General features: G+C 74.4%; 13 protein-coding genes. 9 read left to right on the top strand and 4 right to left on the bottom strand.

The window, feature by feature from the left end:
• Nucleotides 1-453: 453 nt before the first annotated feature.
• Together OO52_RS31130 and OO52_RS31125 are read right to left on the bottom strand one after the other, a co-directional pair.
• Nucleotides 454-1,215, bottom strand: coding sequence for a GntR family transcriptional regulator (locus OO52_RS31130; protein ID WP_030655061.1), 762 nt, complete (start codon nucleotides 1,213-1,215; stop codon nucleotides 454-456).
• Nucleotides 1,216-1,500: 285 nt separating this feature from the next.
• On the bottom strand, nucleotides 1,501-2,385 hold the full coding sequence (locus OO52_RS31125) for an RNA polymerase sigma-70 factor (RefSeq protein ID WP_030655058.1): 885 nt from the start codon (nucleotides 2,383-2,385) through the stop codon (nucleotides 1,501-1,503).
• Between the two features lie 121 nt (nucleotides 2,386-2,506).
• Here OO52_RS31125 and OO52_RS31120 point away from each other — a divergent pair, with 121 nt between their 5' ends.
• The 6 genes from OO52_RS31120 (at nucleotide 2,507) to OO52_RS31095 (ending at nucleotide 12,060) form a co-directional block, all read left to right on the top strand.
• Nucleotides 2,507-3,160, top strand: a complete 654-nt coding sequence (locus OO52_RS31120) for an NADPH-dependent F420 reductase (RefSeq protein ID WP_030655055.1) — start codon at nucleotides 2,507-2,509, stop codon at nucleotides 3,158-3,160.
• Nucleotides 3,161-3,324: 164 nt separating this feature from the next.
• Nucleotides 3,325-4,155, top strand: coding sequence for an alpha/beta fold hydrolase (locus tag OO52_RS31115; RefSeq protein WP_030655052.1), 831 nt, complete (start codon nucleotides 3,325-3,327; stop codon nucleotides 4,153-4,155).
• A 117-nt stretch (nucleotides 4,156-4,272) separates the two neighbouring features.
• Nucleotides 4,273-5,859 (top strand): alkaline phosphatase D family protein, encoded by a 1,587-nt coding sequence (locus OO52_RS31110; RefSeq protein WP_030655048.1) that lies wholly within the window; start codon nucleotides 4,273-4,275, stop codon nucleotides 5,857-5,859.
• A gap of 496 nt (nucleotides 5,860-6,355) precedes the next feature.
• On the top strand, nucleotides 6,356-7,765 hold the full coding sequence (locus tag OO52_RS31105) for an SWIM zinc finger family protein (protein WP_030655044.1): 1,410 nt from the start codon (nucleotides 6,356-6,358) through the stop codon (nucleotides 7,763-7,765).
• Complete coding sequence (locus OO52_RS31100; RefSeq protein WP_030655041.1) at nucleotides 7,762-10,473, top strand: DUF6493 family protein; 2,712 nt, start codon at nucleotides 7,762-7,764, stop codon at nucleotides 10,471-10,473. The genes OO52_RS31105 and OO52_RS31100 overlap by 4 nt, the downstream gene beginning before the upstream one ends.
• A 186-nt stretch (nucleotides 10,474-10,659) precedes the next feature.
• Nucleotides 10,660-12,060, top strand: a complete 1,401-nt coding sequence (locus tag OO52_RS31095; protein WP_234339904.1) for a GNAT family N-acetyltransferase — start codon at nucleotides 10,660-10,662, stop codon at nucleotides 12,058-12,060.
• Nucleotides 12,061-12,100: 40 nt separating this feature from the next.
• Here OO52_RS31095 and OO52_RS31090 read toward each other — a convergent pair whose 3' ends face one another.
• On the bottom strand, nucleotides 12,101-13,303 hold the full coding sequence (locus tag OO52_RS31090; protein WP_030655035.1) for a trans-sulfuration enzyme family protein: 1,203 nt from the start codon (nucleotides 13,301-13,303) through the stop codon (nucleotides 12,101-12,103).
• A 60-nt stretch (nucleotides 13,304-13,363) separates the two neighbouring features.
• Between OO52_RS31090 and OO52_RS31085 the strand changes: the two genes are divergently transcribed.
• Entirely contained in the window at nucleotides 13,364-13,849 is a 486-nt protein-coding gene (locus OO52_RS31085; RefSeq protein WP_030655033.1) for an Lrp/AsnC family transcriptional regulator, read from the top strand.
• A 53-nt stretch (nucleotides 13,850-13,902) separates the two neighbouring features.
• Nucleotides 13,903-15,594, top strand: a complete 1,692-nt coding sequence (locus tag OO52_RS31080; protein ID WP_030655032.1) for a DUF885 domain-containing protein — start codon at nucleotides 13,903-13,905, stop codon at nucleotides 15,592-15,594.
• A 55-nt stretch (nucleotides 15,595-15,649) separates the two neighbouring features.
• Here the strand turns inward: OO52_RS31080 and OO52_RS31075 are convergent, their stop codons facing one another.
• On the bottom strand, nucleotides 15,650-16,492 hold the full coding sequence (locus OO52_RS31075; protein WP_030655031.1) for an SDR family oxidoreductase: 843 nt from the start codon (nucleotides 16,490-16,492) through the stop codon (nucleotides 15,650-15,652).
• 136 nt (nucleotides 16,493-16,628) lie between these two features.
• Here OO52_RS31075 and OO52_RS31070 point away from each other — a divergent pair, with 136 nt between their 5' ends.
• The gene (locus OO52_RS31070; protein ID WP_037630563.1) at nucleotides 16,629-17,306 is read left to right on the top strand and encodes a hypothetical protein; all 678 of its coding nucleotides are present in this window, start codon (nucleotides 16,629-16,631) and stop codon (nucleotides 17,304-17,306) included.
• The last annotated feature ends 8 nt before the right edge of the window (nucleotides 17,307-17,314 follow it).

The following is a 17,314-nucleotide window of genomic DNA, read 5'->3' as shown; positions in this document are numbered from 1 at the left end:
CGGAGCGCCCGGCATGGTGAGCGCTCGTCGGTGACCAGAGCGCCCGACACGATCACCACCCGCCGGCGACCAGACCGCCGGACACCACCACCCGCCGGTGACGCGAGTGGCTGGCACGGTGACCGCGTGTCGGGTGACCAGAGCGCCCGGCATGGTGAGCGCCTGCCAGCGACCAGACCGCCCGACACGGTCACCACCCGCCAGCGACCAGACCGCCCGACACCATCACCACCCGCCGGCGACCAGACCGCCCGACACCATCACCACCCGCCGGTGATCAGGGGACCGCCCCGTCGGTGACCAGGGTGCGGGGTGCGGCGATCGTGCCGGGTGCAGCGGTCCCGTCGCTGACGTGGATGTGCCACGCGCTGCGCCTTCGTCGCGGGTCGCGCCCGCGTGGCGGAGCCGCACACGAGTGCGGCCCCGCGCCCCGGGGACGGCTGTCCGCCGGCGTCAGGAAGCTCGCTTCTCCGGGTCGTGGTGTATTTCCACCCCGGCCGACTCGCCGAAGGTAAGCCGGCAGGTGTCGGCGCGGTAGGTCGCGACCGAGAGTGCCGCGGTACGGCCCTGGACGAAGAAGCGGGTGGTGACGACGAGGACGGGCGAGCCGGGGAGCCGGTCGAGTTCCTTGGCGTCGTCCGCGCGCGCGGAGCCGAGCTCGACGGCGCGGTCCTCCCCTTCCAGCTGCAGGTGCTGCAACTCGCGCAGCACCGCACGCGCGCGTGCCGCGCCGGACGGGGCGTCGATCGCGGTCAGGCCGGGCACGGAAGCCGCCGGGATGTAGAGCAGTTCCGTGGCGACCTGCTGACCGTGGGACATGCGGGAGCGGCGGACGGTGTGGACGGGCTCGTCCGCGCCGGTCTCCAGGGCCGCGGCGACGGCGGCGGGCGGTGGCGCCTGGACGCTGTCGACGGGCTGCCAGGCGTCTCCGGCGGCGCCGGGCCAGGTGTGCTGTTCGGTGCCGACGGCCACGCCCACGCGCGGGGGTGCGACGGTCGTACCGACCCCGCGGCGGCGCTGCAGCCGGCCCTCCAGCTCAAGCTGTTCGAGTGCCTGGCGGAGCGTGGCGCGGGCCACGCCGAAGCGGGCCGCGAGATCACGCTCGTTGGGCAGGATCTCGCCGACCGAGAACTCGGAGTCCAGTGCCTCGGTGAGCACGGTCTTCAAATGCCAGTACTTCGGTTCCGGTACCGATTCCAGCTGCGTGGTCCCCACCCTGTCCTCCGCAAGAGCCGTGGTCCGGCGGTTTTTAGCGCCCTTGTTTATTAAAGGTTGTTGCACTTCTCTGCGACGATAGGGCGGCCGTCACCCTTGGTCAAGACCAATCCTCGGTCGCTGCGCGAACGGACAGGCGACCCACGCGCGGCGTTCACGCGGCGTTCGTGTGCGGGGGTGCGTGTGACATCTCGGCAACGCGCCCGTCGCATGGCGGAGCCCCCGTCGCACGGCGGAGCCCCCGCCGGACGAAACGGGGGCTCGGGCGCGCGGTGGGGCGGTGGCTCAGTGACCGGTGAGGTGCCGCAGCTTGTCGGGGTTGCGGACGACGTAGACGGCGGTGATGCGGCCGTCGGCGATGTCCACCTGGAAGAGGCTGTCGGGCTTGTCGCCGGACAGGAGCAGCAGGGCCGGGCCGCCGTTGGCCTCCAGCAGGCGGTAGGACATGTCCGCCGGGGCCGAGCGCGCGGCGCCGACGAGGAAGCGGCCGACCTTGTCGGCGGTGTGCAGGACGCGCACCGGTGCCTTGGCCTTGCCGCCGCTGTCGCCGACCAGCCGGACGTCCGGGGCGAGCAGGGACATCAGCCCCTGCAGGTCGCCCTCGGACGCGGCGGCGAGGAAACGTTCGGTCAGGTCCCGGCGCCGCACGGGGTCGACCTCGTACCGGGGGCGCCGTTCCGCCACGTGCCGGCGGGCACGCCCGGCGAGTTGCCGTACCGCCGGCTCGGCGCGGTCGAGCAGCGCGGCGATCTCGGCGTACGGGTAGCCGAACGCCTCCCTGAGCACGAACACCGCCCGCTCCAGCGGGGACAGGGACTCCAGGACGACCAGGACGGCCAGGGAGACCGTGTCGGCGAGCACCGCGCGGTCCGCGGTGTCCGGCGCGGTGTCGGCGAACTCGGTGAGGTACGGCTCCGGCAGCCACGGTCCGACGTAGGCCTCGCCGCGCGTCTGCACCTGGCGCAGCCGGTCGATGGCCAGCCGGGTGGTGACGCGCACCAGGTAGGGGCGTGGTTCGCGGACCGCCGCGCGGTCGGCGTGGTACCAGCGCAGCCACGCGTCCTGGACCACGTCCTCGGCGTCGGCGACCCGGCCGAGCATGCGGTACGCGACCCCCATGAGCAGGGGCCGGTGCTCTTCGAAGACATCGGTGGCGAGGTCGGCGGTCACGGGTCCATCCCAGCCGACACGCCTGTCGCTGTCCACCCGGAATGCCCGGCTCCAGGAGCGGTCCGGATCACAATGACCGCGGACCGCCGGCGGTCGGCGGCCGGTGACCGTGAGGTGGGCGATGCGGTACGCGGTGCTGGGCACGGGCGAGGTGGGCCGCACGCTGGCCGGCCGGCTGCTGGAACTGGGGCACGAGGTGACCCTCGGGTCGCGCTCCCGCGACAACCCTGTGGCGGTGGAGTGGGCGACGGCCGAGGCCGGCCGGGCGCACGCGGGGACGTTCGCGGAGGCCGCCGCGGCGGGCGAGGTGGTCGTCAACGCGGTGGGCGGCCGGGTGGCGCTGGACGCGCTGGCGGCGGCGGGCGAGGAGCACCTGGACGGCAAGGTGCTGGTGGACGTCTCCAATCCGCTGGCGTTCGAGGACGGGCAGCCGCGGCTGGACCCGGTGGAGTCGGACAGCGTGGCCGAGCGGATCCAGCGGGCGTTCCCGCACGCGCGCGTGGTCAAGACGCTGAACACCGTCAACTGCCAGGTGATGGTGGACCCGCGGAGGGTGCCGGGCGACCACCACGTGTTCGTGTGCGGGGCGGACCCCGGCGCCAAGCAGCAGGTGACGGCGATGCTCGCGGAGTTCGGCTGGCCGGCCGGCCGGGTGCTGGACCTGGGCGGCATCCGGTCGGCACGCGCGGTGGAGATGTATCTGCCGCTGTGGCTCGCGCTGTTCGGCCGCTTCGGGAACGCCGACTTCAACATCGAGGTGCGCCGGGCGCGTTGAGGACCGTACGACGGGACCGTGCGAAGGCGCCGTACGAGACGGCCGCGCGAAAGGGCCGTACGGAACGGCCGTGCGACGGGCACGAGGCTGGGGGCTACCGGCCGGTAGCAATTGCTGACAAGCTGTCTACGGCGTCCGTCAGCAGCCCAGCCGAGGAGCACCCCATGTCCGCCACCGTCTCCTTCAAGGTCCCCACCCCGAACGGCCCGCGCGATGCGCGCGTGTCCTACGCGCGCGTGGGCCGCGGCGAGCCCCTGGTCCTGCTGCACGGCATCGGCCATCACCGGCAGGCCTGGGACCCGGTCGTGGACATCCTGGCCACCGAGCGGGAGGTGATCGCCGTCGACCTGCCGGGCTTCGGCGCGTCCCCGGGACTCCCGGAGGGCCTGGCCTACGACCTGCCCACCACCAACTCCGTGCTCGGCGCCCTGTTCGAGACGCTGGAACTGGAGCGTCCGCACGTCGCCGGCAACTCGCTGGGCGGCCTGCTCGCCCTGGAACTGGGCCGGGAGAAGCTCGTACGGTCCGTCACCGCCCTCTCCCCCGCCGGTTTCTGGTCCGAGGCCGAGCGGCGGTACGCCTTCACGATGCTGCTCGCGATGCGGGGCATCGCCCAGCGGCTTCCGCTCCCGCTGGTGGAGGGGCTGTCCCGCACGGCTGCCGGTCGCACCGCGCTGACCAGCACCATCTACGCCCGCCCCGCCCGCCGTTCGCCGGAGGCGGTGGTCGCCGAGACGCTCGCGCTCGTCGGCGCCACCGGTTTCGAGGCGACCCTGCGCGCGGGCACGACCGTCCGGTTCACCGACGACCTGTCGGGCCTGCCGGTCACGGTGGCCTGGGGAACCCGCGACCGGATCCTCGTGCGCCGCCAGGGCGTCCGCGCCAAGCAGCTCATCCCGCACGCCCGGCTGGTGCGGCTGCCCGGCTGCGGCCACTGCCCGATGAACGACGACCCGGCGCTGGTCGCGCGGGTCATCCTGGACGGCAGCCGCTGAGCACCGCTGACCGCCCGCCGGCCGACTGGAGTTCACTTCCGGTTCGTGTGCGCGCCGCAGCGCCCCAGTAGGTGTGGCTCTGCACACTGGCCGGATCCCGTCCCTGGAGGCGCAGCCATGTCCCACCGTCCGCTCCCCGGTCGCCGCAGCGTTCTGCGCGGCTCCCTCGCCGCGTCGGCGGCCCTGACCCTGCCCGTGGGCCTCGGCGCGGCCCCGGCGTTCGCCCGCTCCGGACGCCCCGCGGCGGGCTGGGGCGTGCAGACCGGTGACGTGACCGCCGACTCCGGTCTGGTGTGGGTGCGTTCTGACCGGCCGGCCCGGATGATCGTTGAGACCTCGGCCACCGAGTCGTTCCGCAACCCGCGCAGATGGCACGGCCCCCTGCTGGGCGCCGGCACGGACTTCACCGGCACCACCCGGCTGCACGGCCTGCCCTCCGGCGAGCAGATCCACTACCGGGTGCTGCTCGCCGACCCGGACGACCCGCGCCGTACCGGCGAGCCGGTGACCGGCACCTTCCGCACGGTCTCCCGGCGCCGCCGGGACGGCGTGCGGTTCCTGTGGTCGGGCGACCTGGCCGGCCAGGGCTGGGGCATCAACCCCGACCTCGGCGGCTACCGCATCTACGACGCGATGGCGAAGCTGGACCCCGACTTCTTCCTGTGCAGCGGCGACAACATCTACGCCGACGGCCCCATCACCGCCACCCAGGCGCTGCCCGACGGCAGCACCTGGCGGAACATCACCACCGAGGAGAAGTCCAAGGTCGCCGAGACCCTCGCGGAGTACCGGGGCAACTTCCGCTACAACCTGCTCGACGCCAACCTGCGCCGGTTCAACGCCCAGGTGCCGTCGATCATCCAGTGGGACGACCACGAGGTGCGCAACAACTGGTACCCGGGCGAGGTGATCGCCTCCTCCGACACCCGCTACACCGAGAAGAGCATCGACGTCCTCGCCGCGCGCGCCCGGCGGGCGTTCAGCGAGTACTTCCCCCTCTCCACGCTGCGTCCCGGCGCCAAGGAGGGCCGCGTCTACCGGGTGCTGCGCCAGGGCCCGCTGCTGGACGTGTTCGTGCTCGACATGCGGACCTACCGCAACGCCAACTCCACCGACGACCGGACCGTGGACCCGCAGGGCATCCTCGGCCGGGAGCAGCTTGAATGGCTCAAGCGGGAGCTGGCCCGGTCGCGCGCGGTGTGGAAGGTCATCGCCGCCGACATGCCGCTCGGCCTCGTCGTACCGGACACGACGGAGAACAAGCCGAACATCGAGGCGGTGGCCCAGGGCGACCCGGGCGCGCCGCTCGGCCGCGAGCTGCAGATCGCCGAGCTGCTGCGGTTCGTCAAGCACCGGCGGATCACCGGCACGGTGTGGCTGACGGCGGACGTGCACCACACCTCCGCCCAGCACTACCAGCCGTCCCGGGCCGCGTTCACCGACTTCGAGCCGTTCTGGGAGTTCGTCTCGGGACCGCTGAACGCCGGCGCGTTCCCGGCCAGCGCGCTGGACGACACGTTCGGCCCGGAGCGGGTGTTCGTGAAGGCGCCGACCGCGTCGAACGTCTCGCCGGCGGGCGGGTACCAGTTCTTCGGCGAGGTCGACATCGACGGGGACAGCGGCGAGCTGACGGTACGGCTGCGGGAGCAGGACGGCACCGTTCTGTTCACGCAGACGCTGCAGCCGGGCCGGGTCGGTCAGTAACCGGCACCCGCGGGACCGCCGCCAGGAGGTCCCGGACGGTCAGGATCGTGCCGCGCACCGGTGTCGTCTTCCGGTGCGCGGCACGGCTCCGCTCGCCCCGCCGGTTGCGTGGCACGGCTCCGCCCCTCCCACCCGGTGCGCGGCACGGCTCCGCTCGCCCCGCCCGGCGCGCGACACGGCTCCGCCCATCCCATCCGGTGCGTGACACGGCTCCGCTCGCCCCGCTCGGTGCGTGACACGACTCCCGCCCCTCCCACCCGGTGCGCGGCACGGCTCCCCTCCCACCCGGTGCGGCACGGCTCCCCTCCCACCCGGTGCGTGGCACGGCTCCCGTCCCGCCGGGTACGTGGACCGGCTCCGCTGCTCCCGCCCCGTGCGCGCCCCGCGCCGCGCCAGCCCGGAACGCGGCCCCGGACCCGCGGCCGGCAACTCTGCCTCGCGGCGGGCGTTTTCGCAGGCCAGGCCGATTGTCAGTGGTCGCCTCTACGGTTTTCCCATGACGCGATCTGTACAGGCCGTGGCCTATCGACGACCCTCCGTGCTGGAGTCCTCCGCGGACGGGCGCCGGCTCGGGCTGGAAACGGCCCGGGGTGCGACCCCCATGGGGGTGGAGGACCATCCGCGGTTCTTCGCGGGCTTCCTGACCTCGCCTCAGGTCGCCGCCGCGGCACTGCTGGCCGTGGCCGACGTGGCGGCGGCGCGCTACTACCAGCCGCAACTGCGCGCCTCGCTCGACCCCGTGGTCACGGGCAACGGCGACCGGCTGCGCTTCGAGTCCTTCTCCGGCTGCGGCGGGGTGTACGCACGGCTGGACGTGCTCGCCCCGGGCCTCGACGGCGGCGAGGTGGGGCACGGCACGACGAACGTCGACGTCAACAACCCGCTGCGCGAGGCCCTGTCCCGGCTCGGCACGGACGACCCGCTCCATCTGCGGGTCGGCCCGGACGAGCTGGCGGTGACGACGCTGGACGGCCCGGTCGTGGAGAAGAAGGTCCCGCTGCCCGACCGGTGGCTGCGCGGCTTCGCCGAGGCCCAGGTGATCGCGGCCGGCTTCGACCTGCGAGCGGAGCTGCCGGCGGACGAGGCGGTGCGGTTCCTGCGCGGCCTGCCGAGGGCGGGCGGGGGACGGCGGGCCCCGGTCGGGCCGCGCTGGGTGGTGCCGGTGGGCCGGGGGCTGCGGCCGACGACACGGGCGGTGCCGGGCGCGGTCTGCCTGCCGGGCCCGGAGCGGCTGGCGGCGCTGCAGCGGGTGCTGCGGCACGCGACGGCCCTGCGGGTCTACGGCCCCGCGCGCGGCGGTGGCGCCACGGCCGCGACGGCCGCCGCCTGGGAGATCGTCCTGCCCGGCATGCGGCTCACGCTCACCCTGTCCCCCGACGCCTCGCGCGGCTTCTCGGGCGAGGGCGGTGTGCTGGACGCCCTCGCCACGGAGGAGGCCGCCGGGGACGCCGAACTGATCGCCGTGCTGCTGGCCTGGGAACCACGCGTCGAGGTGGCCTCTCTCGCGGCGGCCTCGGGCCTGCCGCCCGAGCGGGTGCGCGCGGCCCTGGTCCGCCTCGGCACCTCGGGCCGAGTCGGCTACGACACGGCGGAGGCGGCCTACTTCCACCGGGAACTGCCCTACGACTCCGCGCGCGTCGAGAGACACAATCCGCGGCTGCGCTCGGCGCGGGACCTGGTGGCGGCGGGTGCGGTGACCCTGGACGGCACCCTGGCGACGGTGACCGCCGAGGACGGGCACGCACACCGGGTGCGGGACGAGGCGGGGGTGCTCAGCTGCAGCTGTCTGTGGTGGGCGAGGTACGGGGGCGGGCGCGGGCCGTGCAAGCACGCGCTGGCGGTGCGGATGGTGCGGCGGGGCGCCGCGCCGGGACAGGACATGGCGATCGACGGGGGTGTGCGATGACCGCGCTGACGGAGGCGGTACGGGCCGGGAGCACGGCGGACGTGCTGCGGCTGGTGACGGGCATGTCGGCCGCGGCACGGCGGGCCTGCCTGGGCGAGTTGAAGGAACTGCGCAAAGAGCTGCGTGGCGTTCCGGTCTGGGGGAACGGAACGGAGCGGGTCCGCCGGGCGCTGCACCTGGCCGGGGCCGCCTGCCACACGGGAGCCGCGGCGGCCGCCGCCTGGCTCGCCGCGAGCGACATGCGCTGGACCCAGGCGCCCGCCGAGGAGCTCCTGCGCGCGCTCGAGTCCCGAAACGCGGGCTGGCTGGCCGACGTGGCGCACCGGCTGGCGCGGCGCCCGGTCTCCGCGCGCGTCAGGTACGAGCTGATGGCGGGACTGGTCAGCCGGGCGGGGTGCGAGGTGCCGGTGACGGACGCCTATGTGATCGGCTGGGTCCGGCACATCAGCGGCCGGAGCCCGAGCCGGGACGGCATGGCCGCTCTGCTGCGCCATGAGCCACACCTCGCCCCGCTGGTCGGCGGGCTGTTCACCCTCTCGGACGTCGGCGAGGCCCGCTGGCTGCTCGACGAGGGACCGGGCTGGTGGCAGAGCTCCGTGGCGGCGCTGGCCGGAGAGGGCCTCCTGGAGCGGACGTCCCTGATCGACGCCTGCGTCGCCCGGCTCTTGCGCGGCGGCGGCCCCACCGACCACCGGACCTTCCTGCCGTTCCTGACGGAACTCTCGCTCACCAGGGACGAGGAGCGCGCGCGGATCCCGGACTGGACGGCACTCGCCCGTGACGCGGCCTCCCCTGTCGCCTCCCACGCGCAGACGGTGCTGACCGCCCTGGCACTGGACGGCGACCTGACGACACGGCAACTGGCCGAGGCGTCCGAAGGTCTGCTGTTCCGCGCGGAGAAGAAACTCGTGCGGGCCCAGCTGGTCCTGCTCGGCAAGGTGCTCTCCCACGACCCCTCCTCGGCGGCGGAGCTGCTGCCGGTGACGGCCCAGGCGTTCGGGCACGAGGACACCCAGGTGCAGGAGCGGGCGCTGAAGCTCGTCGAGCGGCACGCGAAGCGGCTCGACAGCGACGGGGCGCGGGACGAACTCGTCACGGCCGCGGATCAGCTGACCCCGGCACTGCGCGCCCGGGCCGCCGCCGCGCTGGGTGTCGCCGCGGTCGGTTCCGAGGAGGTGTTCGAGGAGGTGCTGCCAGCCGCCCCGGAGCCGGTACGGCTGGAGCCCGCGCTGGCCACGGCGGAGGAACTGGCCGAGGAGCTGTCGGCGTTGCTGGTCTCCGGCGGTGACGTGGCCGCGTTCGAGCGGGCGCTGGACGGTCTGGTGCGGCACGCGTACGAGGACGCGGACGCGCTGCGCGAGGCGCTCGTACCGATGCTCGCGCACCGCTGGTGGGCGGCGGACGAGCCCCGTCAGTGGCCGCGCGTGGACGACATGTTCGGCAACAGCCGCTACGGCACCCTCGACACCCGGGACGGCCTCGATCTGCTCCTCGCCACCCTGCACGGCAAGGTGAGCACGGCCACGCTGCATGCGGCGGTGCGGCGGGGACCGAACGAACACGAGTGCGCGCACAGCGGGCTCGCCCGGGTCTTCGACGCCCGCCTCCGCGAAGCGGCCTACCGCCTGCGGACCGAGCCGCTGCCGCTGCTCCTGGCCACGCCCACCTGGAGCACGGGCCTGCTGGAGCCGGCGGAGCTGGTGGACCGCCTCACCGAGTACCGGCGCCTGGACGCCCGGGTCGGCGCCGTAGATTTCGCCCAGGCCTTGCTGCGCGTGCGCAGAACCGACCGTGCGGCGGCCGAGGAGGCGGCGGCGCGGGCGAAGGCGCTCGGCACCCGGGAGGGCGGACGGCTCGCCCGCTGGCTGACCGCCGACAACGCCGCCCCGGGCAGCGGGCCCGCCCACCGGCTGCCTACGGGCACCACCACCGCGGAGCCGGCCAGGCGCCGGACCAAGGGCGTACGGATCCTCGTCGAGCTGGGGGAGGTCCCGGAGCTGCGGGCGGGCTTCCCGCAGGAGTTCCGCCGGCTCGGCCAGCCGCTGTCCGTCTTCACCGACGGCCGGCACTGCTCCCACTGGAGCGAGGCGATACGTCCGCACTGGCTCGCCGTCCTCCCGGAGCGGCGGGAACTGGTCGCGGCGCGGCTGCTGCCCGACCTGGCCGGCACGGCCGTCGACGACGAGCGTGGCGCCGCCGTGCTTCCCCTGCTCGCCGAAGCGGGCGGCGAGGCGGGCGAGGCCGTGCACCTGTGCGTGGCGTACGGACTCGGCGCGCGGCAACACGAGGACCGGCTCGCCGCGGTGGACGCCCTGCTGGTGCTCGCCGCGCGGGGACAGCTCGACGCGGTGCGGCTGGGCACGGATCTGGGAGAGCTGGTGGGGCGGGGTGCGGTGAAGTCGCAGCGGCTGGCCGAGTCGGCGCGGACCGGGGCCGCCACGGGAGCGCACGCGACGATGTGGGAGGTACTCCGGCACGCCCTGCCCGTTCCGCTGGCGGGTCTCGCGACCGCCCGCCCGGAGGCGGCGGCCGTGGCGGCCCGGGGCCTCGGGGACCTGCTGGCCGTCGCCGCGGAGTGCGCCGAACGGTGCAGGGCCCGGGGAGACGTGCCGCATCTCCCGGAGACCGCGAACCGCGCCGGCTCCTCCCGGCTGGTCACCCAGGCGCGGCGGCTGCGGGACGCCCTCGGTGTGGAGGTGGCCGCCTGACCCGGACCGCGACGCCCGCGCCCACGCGCGCGCCCGCTCTCTCTCCCCGACGCATCCGTTCCCGCAACTGCTCCCGTCAACAATAGAAAATGCAACAAAAAGGACGGAGCATGCTTTACCCATCGGTCACAATCAGTTCGTGATCACGCAACACCCTTCCTTCACAGTGGCTGCATGACTCCAGACATGCCTGATGTGACCCGGGCGAAGCACGGGCGGCCCGTGCACCACTGGCGGCGGGACGTCGTCGAACTCGCCGCGCTCTTCACCGCCGTGGCCGTCGCGGACGCGGTGGCCAACCTGATCGGGCACGGGCCCGACGGCCCGGCCCTGTTGGTGATCTCGGCCATCGTGCTCGCGGCGACGGCGGGCTTCCACGTGTGGTGGTCACGCCGCCACGGACACGCGCCGCCGGTGAGCGATACCGGTGCCCGGTCCGCCGTCGAGACGCGGCTGGCCGGGCCTTCCGAGCAGCCCTCGGCCGAGGAGGTCGCGGGCGCGCTGTGGCGGATGCGGACGACGGTGAAGGACGAGCCGGGCTCCCTGGCCACCCTGTGCACGGCGCTCGCCGGGCAGCGGGTGGACATCCTGAGCCTGCAGACGCATCCGCTGGCCGACGGCACGGTGGACGAGTTCCTGCTGCGGGCGCCGGGCACGCTCGCGGCGGCCGAGATCACCCGGGCGGTCGCGCTGGCCGGGGGCGCGGCCACGTGGATCGAGCGGGCCGACGCCCACGACCTGGTCGACGCGCCCACCCGGGTGCTCGGACTGGCCGCCCGCACCGCCCTGGACACCGCGGAACTGCCGCTCGCGCTGCGCCAGTTGCTGGGGCGCTGCACGATCCGGACGCTGCCCGGCACGCCGGCCGGGGGCGGCCGGGGGCCCGAGCCGGTGCCGGTCGAAGGGGTCCTGGAGGACACCGTGATGCGACTGCCGGCGCCCGAGGGCGGTGTGCTCACCGTCGAGCGGCCGTATCTGCCGTTCACCCCCACCGAGTTCGCCCGCGCCCGGGCGCTCGTGGAGCTGGACACCCGGCTCGGTCCCCGCATCCCCCGCGGTCACGATGTGCTGACCCTGCCCGAGGGCGACCACATCACCGTGCGCCGGGTCGACACCGGGGACCTGCCGGCGGCCCGGGCTATGCACGACCGGTGCTCGCCGCACACCCTCGGCCTGCGCTACCACGGCCCCGTCGGCGACGCGGACCGCTATCTGAACCACCTGCTCAGCCCCCGCTTCGGCCGGACGCTGGCCGCGCAGACCGGCTCCGGCCGGATCGTCGGCCTCGGGCACCTGCTGTGGGACGGCGACGAGACCGAGGTCGCGCTGCTGGTCGAGGACGACTGGCAGCAGCGGGGCGTCGGCGGCGAGCTGCTCAACCGGCTGGTGGCGATGGCGGCGGAGGCCGGCTGCGAGAGCGTGTACGCCGTGACGAAGGCGTCCAACACCGGGATGGTCGCAGCGATGCGCGGACTCGGTCTGCCGCTGGACTACCAGGTCGAGGAGGGCACGCTGGTCATCACGGCCCGCCTGGACGCCACACGGGTGGCCACGTCACCCGGCTCCCGGTCGCCGCGGCTCGACTGACTGCCCCCGTCACTCCGCGACCACCCGGCTGGGCCTCCCCTCAGCGCACCGCTTCCCGCAGCGGCGTCACCCGGCGTTCGAGCGGAGCGCCCAGGGCCTGGTCGAGGTCGGACCACAGGTCGTCGACGTCCTCCAGGCCCACCGACAACCGCAGCAGCCGGTCGCTCACCCCGGCCCCGCGCCGGTCGTCGGCGTCCACGATGCGGTGGCTGATGGACGCGGGGTGCTGGATGAGGGTGTCGACGCTGCCCAGGCTCACCGCGGGGGTGACGAGCCGGACCCGGGAGATCACCTCGTGCGGGTCGCCGTGCACCTCGAAGGCGATCATCGCGCCGCCGAGCCGCGGATACCGCACCCGGGCCACGCGCGGGTCGGCGGCGAGCCGGCGGGCCAGTTCGGCGGCGTTCGCGGAGGCGGCCCGCACCCGCACCGGGAGCGTGGACAACCCGCGCAGCAGCAGGTAGCCGGCGAGCGGGTGCAGGACTCCCCCGGTGGCGAACCGTATCTGCCGCAGCCGGCCCGCGAACTCCTCGTCGCAGGCGACGACCCCGGCCAGCACATCGCCATGGCCGCCCAGGTACTTGGTGGCGCTGTGCAGCACCAGCCGGGCGCCCTGCTCGGCCGGGCGCTGCAGCACGGGCGTGGCGAAGGTGTTGTCGGCGAGCAGCGGCACCGAACCGCAGGCGTGCGCGATGCCCCGCAGGTCGAGTTCGGCGAGGGTCGGATTGGCCGGGGACTCGACCATCACCAGACCGGTGTCCGGGCGCAGCGCGTCGGCGATGCCCGCCGGGTCGGTCCAGGTGACCTCCGTGCCGAGCAGCCCGGCGGTGAGCAGATGGTCGCTGCAGCCGTAGAGCGGCCGTACCGCGACGACGTGGCGCAGCCCCACGGCGGACCGGGCCAGCAGGACCGCGCTGAGCGCGGCCATCCCGCTGGCGAAGGCGACGGCGGACTCGGTGCCCTCCAGGCGGGCGAGCGCGGTCTCGAAGCGGGCGACGGTCGGGTTGCCGAGGCGGCCGTAGACGGGCGGTCCGACCGGGTCCGCGCCGTCGGTGGCGAAGGCGTCGATGCGGGCGGCCTCGGCGCGGCTGTCGTAGGAGGGGTAGGTGGTGGACAGGTCGATCGGCGGGGCGTGCAGGCCCTGGCGGGCGAGATCGTCGCGGCCGGCGTGCACGGCCTCGGTGGCCAGCGCTCTCGATGCGGTGCGTACGTCGTCGTAGGCACTCGTGCTCGATGTGTCCATGGCGGGAAGGGTGAACAGCGAACGGTTCCCGGGGGCCGGACGCCGTGCTACGTTCGGCCGGTGGCCGAATCTGTCGTACTGGATCCGGTCGATCTGCATCTGCTGCGGCTGTTGCAGAACGACGCCCGGACCACCTACCGCGACCTCGCCGCGCAGGTGGGCGTGGCGCCGTCGACCTGTCTGGACCGGGTGACCCGGCTGCGCCGCTCGGGCGTGATCCTCGGGCACCGGCTGCGGCTCGATCCGGCCAAGCTCGGGCGCGGCCTCCAGGCACTGCTGTCGGTGCAGGTGCGGCCGCACCGGCGGGAGCTGGTGGGACCGTTCGTGGAGCGTGTCCGGGCGCTGCCGGAGGCGCGGACGGTGTTCCACCTGACCGGGCCCGACGACTACCTGGTGCATGTGGCCGTCGCGGACATGGCCGACCTGCAACGGCTGGTGCTGGACGAGTTCACGGCGCGGCGCGAGGTGGCCCGGGTGGAGACCCGGCTGATCTTCCAGCAGTGGGAGTGCGGGCCGCTGCTGCCGCCCGGCCACGCCCAGAGCTGAATCCCGGCAAACCCGGGTGACGTGGCGATCGTCCTCGTACGAGGATGGGCCGCATGTCTGAGACCCAGAGCCCGCTGCCCCGTCAGGTCGCCGACGCCTACGTGGACGACCTCATCGCCCTCGACCCGGTCACCGGTACGTACCTCGGTGTGAAGGAGAGTTCGAGCAGGCTGCCCGACTACTCACCGGCCGGCCAGCAGGCCCTTGCCGAGCTGGCGCGGGCCACCCTCGCGAAGCTCGACGAGGCCGAGCGGCGGCCTGGTGCGGACAGCGACGCGGAGCGGCGCTGCGCGCGGCTGCTGCGGGAGCGGCTGACCGCCGAACTCGCCGTGCACGAGGCGGACGAGCACCTGCGGGCGATCGGCAACATGAGCACGCCGGGCCACTCGGTGCGGGACATCTTCACGGTCACCCCGGCGCAGACGGAGGAGGACTGGGCGGCGATCGCCGAGCGGCTGCGCGCGGTGCCGGGAGCACTCGCGGGCTACCGTGAGTCGCTGCGACTCGGCCTGGACCGCAAGCTGTTCGCCGCTCCCCGGCCGACCGCCGCGTACATCGACCAGCTCACCGAGTGGACGGACACGGACGGCAAGGGCCGCGGCTGGTACGAGGACTTCGCCGCCGCGGGTCCGCAGGCGCTGCGCGCGGAGCTGGACGAGGCGGCGCGTACGGCGACCGGCGCCCTGGTCGAGCTGCGGGACTGGCTGCGGGACGTGTACGCCCCGGCGATCGAGGGCGCTCCGAACGTGGTCGGCCGGGAGCGGTACGCGCGCTGGGCCCGCTACTTCAACGGCACGGACCTGGATCTGGACGAGGCGTACGCGTACGGCTGGGCGGAGTTCCACCGCATCCTCGGCGAGATGGAGAAGGAGGCGGAGAAGATCCTGCCCGGCGCGGAGACGCCCTGGGTGGCGCTCGCGCACCTGGACGAGCACGGCCGGCACATCGAGGGCGTGGACGAGGTCCGGGAGTGGCTCCAGGGCCTGATGGACAAGGCGATCGAGGAGCTGGACGGCACGCACTTCGAACTCGCCGAGCGGGTGCGGAAGGTGGAGTCGCGCATCGCACCGCCCGGCGGTGCGGCGGCCCCCTACTACACGGCCCCGTCGGAGGACTTCTCCCGGCCCGGCCGCACCTGGCTGCCCACGATGGGCCTGACCCGCTTCCCGGTCTACGACCTCGTCTCGACCTGGTACCACGAGGGCGTGCCCGGCCACCACCTCCAGCTCGCGCAGTGGGCGCACGTGGCCGAGAACCTCTCCCGCTACCAGGCGACGGTCGGCGGGGTCAGCGCCAACGTGGAGGGCTGGGCGCTGTACGCGGAGCGGCTGATGGACGAGCTCGGCTACCTGACGGGCCCGGAGGAGCGGCTCGGTTACCTGGACGCGCAGATGATGCGGGCGGCCCGGGTGATCGTGGACATCGGCATGCACCTGGAGCTCCGGATCCCGGCGGACTCGCCGTTCCACCCCGGTGAGCGGTGGACGCCGGAGCTGGCCGAGGAGTTCTTCGGCGCGCACAGCAGCCGCCCGGCGGACTTCGTGGAGAGCGAGCTGACCCGGTACCTGACGATCCCGGGCCAGGCGATCGGCTACAAGCTCGGGGAGCGGGCGTGGCTGCTGGGCCGGGAGAAGGCGCGCGAGCGGCACGGCGACGCGTTCGACCTGAAGGCCTGGCACATGGCGGCGCTGTCGCAGGGCTCCCTGGGCCTGGACGACCTGGTGGACGAACTGTCCCGGCTGTGACCAGCCGGGCTGCCCGGCAGTGAGCACTCACGCTGCCCTGCCGTGAGCGCCCGTGTCAGCGCCGGAAGCCGCCTTCCGAGTTGATGACCTCGCCCGTGATCCAGCCCGCCTCGTCGGTGGCCAGCCAGGCGATGAGGCGGGCCGGGTCGTCGGGCGCGCCCCAGCGTCCGGCGGGGGACCGCGCGGCCACGGCCGCGTGGACCTCGCCGGTGGCGTACCCGGTGTCGACCGGGCCGGGGTTGACGGCGTTCACCGTGATCCCCCGCCCGGCGAGCGCCGTGGACAGGGAGCGGGTGATGGAAGCGAGGGCGCCCTTCTGGAGGGCGTAGGCGATCTCGCCCGGCATGCCGCCGCCGAGGTCCTGCCCGGACGTCATCAGCGTCACGCGTCCGCCGGGGGTGCCCGGTGGCAGGGCGGCGCGCGAGCGGGCGTACGCCTGGACGAGCAGCAGCACCGAGCGGGTGTCCACGGCCCAGTGGGCGTCGAGCATCGCGGCGTCGATGTCGTCCAGAGTGCCGTCGGAGCCGCTGAGGGCGTGGTTGGCGACCAGAATGTCGAGGCGGCCGAACTCCTCGGTCACGGTGTCGACCAGCCGGGCCGGTTCCGTCGGGTCCGCCAGGTCACCGGGGCCCGACACGACCCGCGCCCCGGGGTCGCCGAGCGCCTCGCGCACGGAGTCGGCGACGGCGTCGGGGCTGTCGGCGCCCCAGGGCATGGCGGCGTCGTGCGGCACGTGGTGGTGCAGGTACACACTGGCGCCGTAGGCGGCCAGCCGCCGGGCCACGGCGTGCCCGATCCCGGCCCGCCGGCTCGCGCCGGTGACGAGTGCGGTACGGCCGCGCAGGGGCAGGGGGTCGCGGCGCAGTTCGGCGGCGGTCGGCTGCGGGGGTGTGGGCATGGACGCCCACCTTAGGGAGGGCGTCACGCACGGCGCGAGCGGATTTCCCCTCGGCCGTACGGCCGCCTCCCGGTGGCGCGGGCGGGACGCGGGCGGCTAGCTGGTGCCGGGGGCCGATGCGGAAGGCGGGCCGGGCATGCAGGAGATGGGGCCGGGGCAGCAGGCGCTGCGGACACCGCGCGCGGCGGGGCTGGCCGGGGTCGTCTTCGCGCTGCTCCTGGCGGCGACGATCGTCCTGTTCAGGCTGGGGATCCCGGACGGGGCAGACGCGGTCACCGCGCTCGGCTTCACGGACTCCGCGCGGCGCCAGGCGCTGCGTACGGCCCTCGCGCTCGTGCCGTTCGCCGGCATCTTCTTCCTGTGGTTCATCGGCACGATCCGGGCGCACGTCGGGGCGGGCGAGGACAGGTTCCTCGCGACCGTCTTCCTGGGCAGCGGGCTGGTCTTCACCGCCACGATGTTCGGTGCGGCCGCGGCGGGGAGCGCCGTGCTGGTGGTGTCCCACCCGGCCGGCCTGCCACCGGTGCCGGCCACCTGGGACTTCGGCCGCCACTTCGCGTACACGCTGATGACGGAGTACGCCACGCGGATGGCGGCCGTCTTCGTGTCCTCCATGTCGGTCATCGGCCGCCGCCTCGGTGTGCTGCCGCGCTGGCTCACGCTGCTGGGCTTCCTCACCGCCCTGACGCTGCTCTTCGTGTCGTCCAACGTGCCCTGGGCGGAGCTCGCCTTCCCGGCCTGGTCGCTGCTGCTCAGCGTGCACATCCTCGTGGCGGCCAGCCGTGACCGGTCCCGGCCCGCCGTGGCGGGATGACGCCCGGG

The sequence above is a fragment of the Streptomyces flaveolus genome (genome assembly GCF_000716535.1).
Taxonomy (GTDB): domain Bacteria; phylum Actinomycetota; class Actinomycetes; order Streptomycetales; family Streptomycetaceae; genus Streptomyces; species Streptomyces flaveolus_A.
The sequence above is the reverse complement of the archived record's forward strand: the minus strand, read 5'-3'. Positions and strand labels throughout refer to the sequence as shown.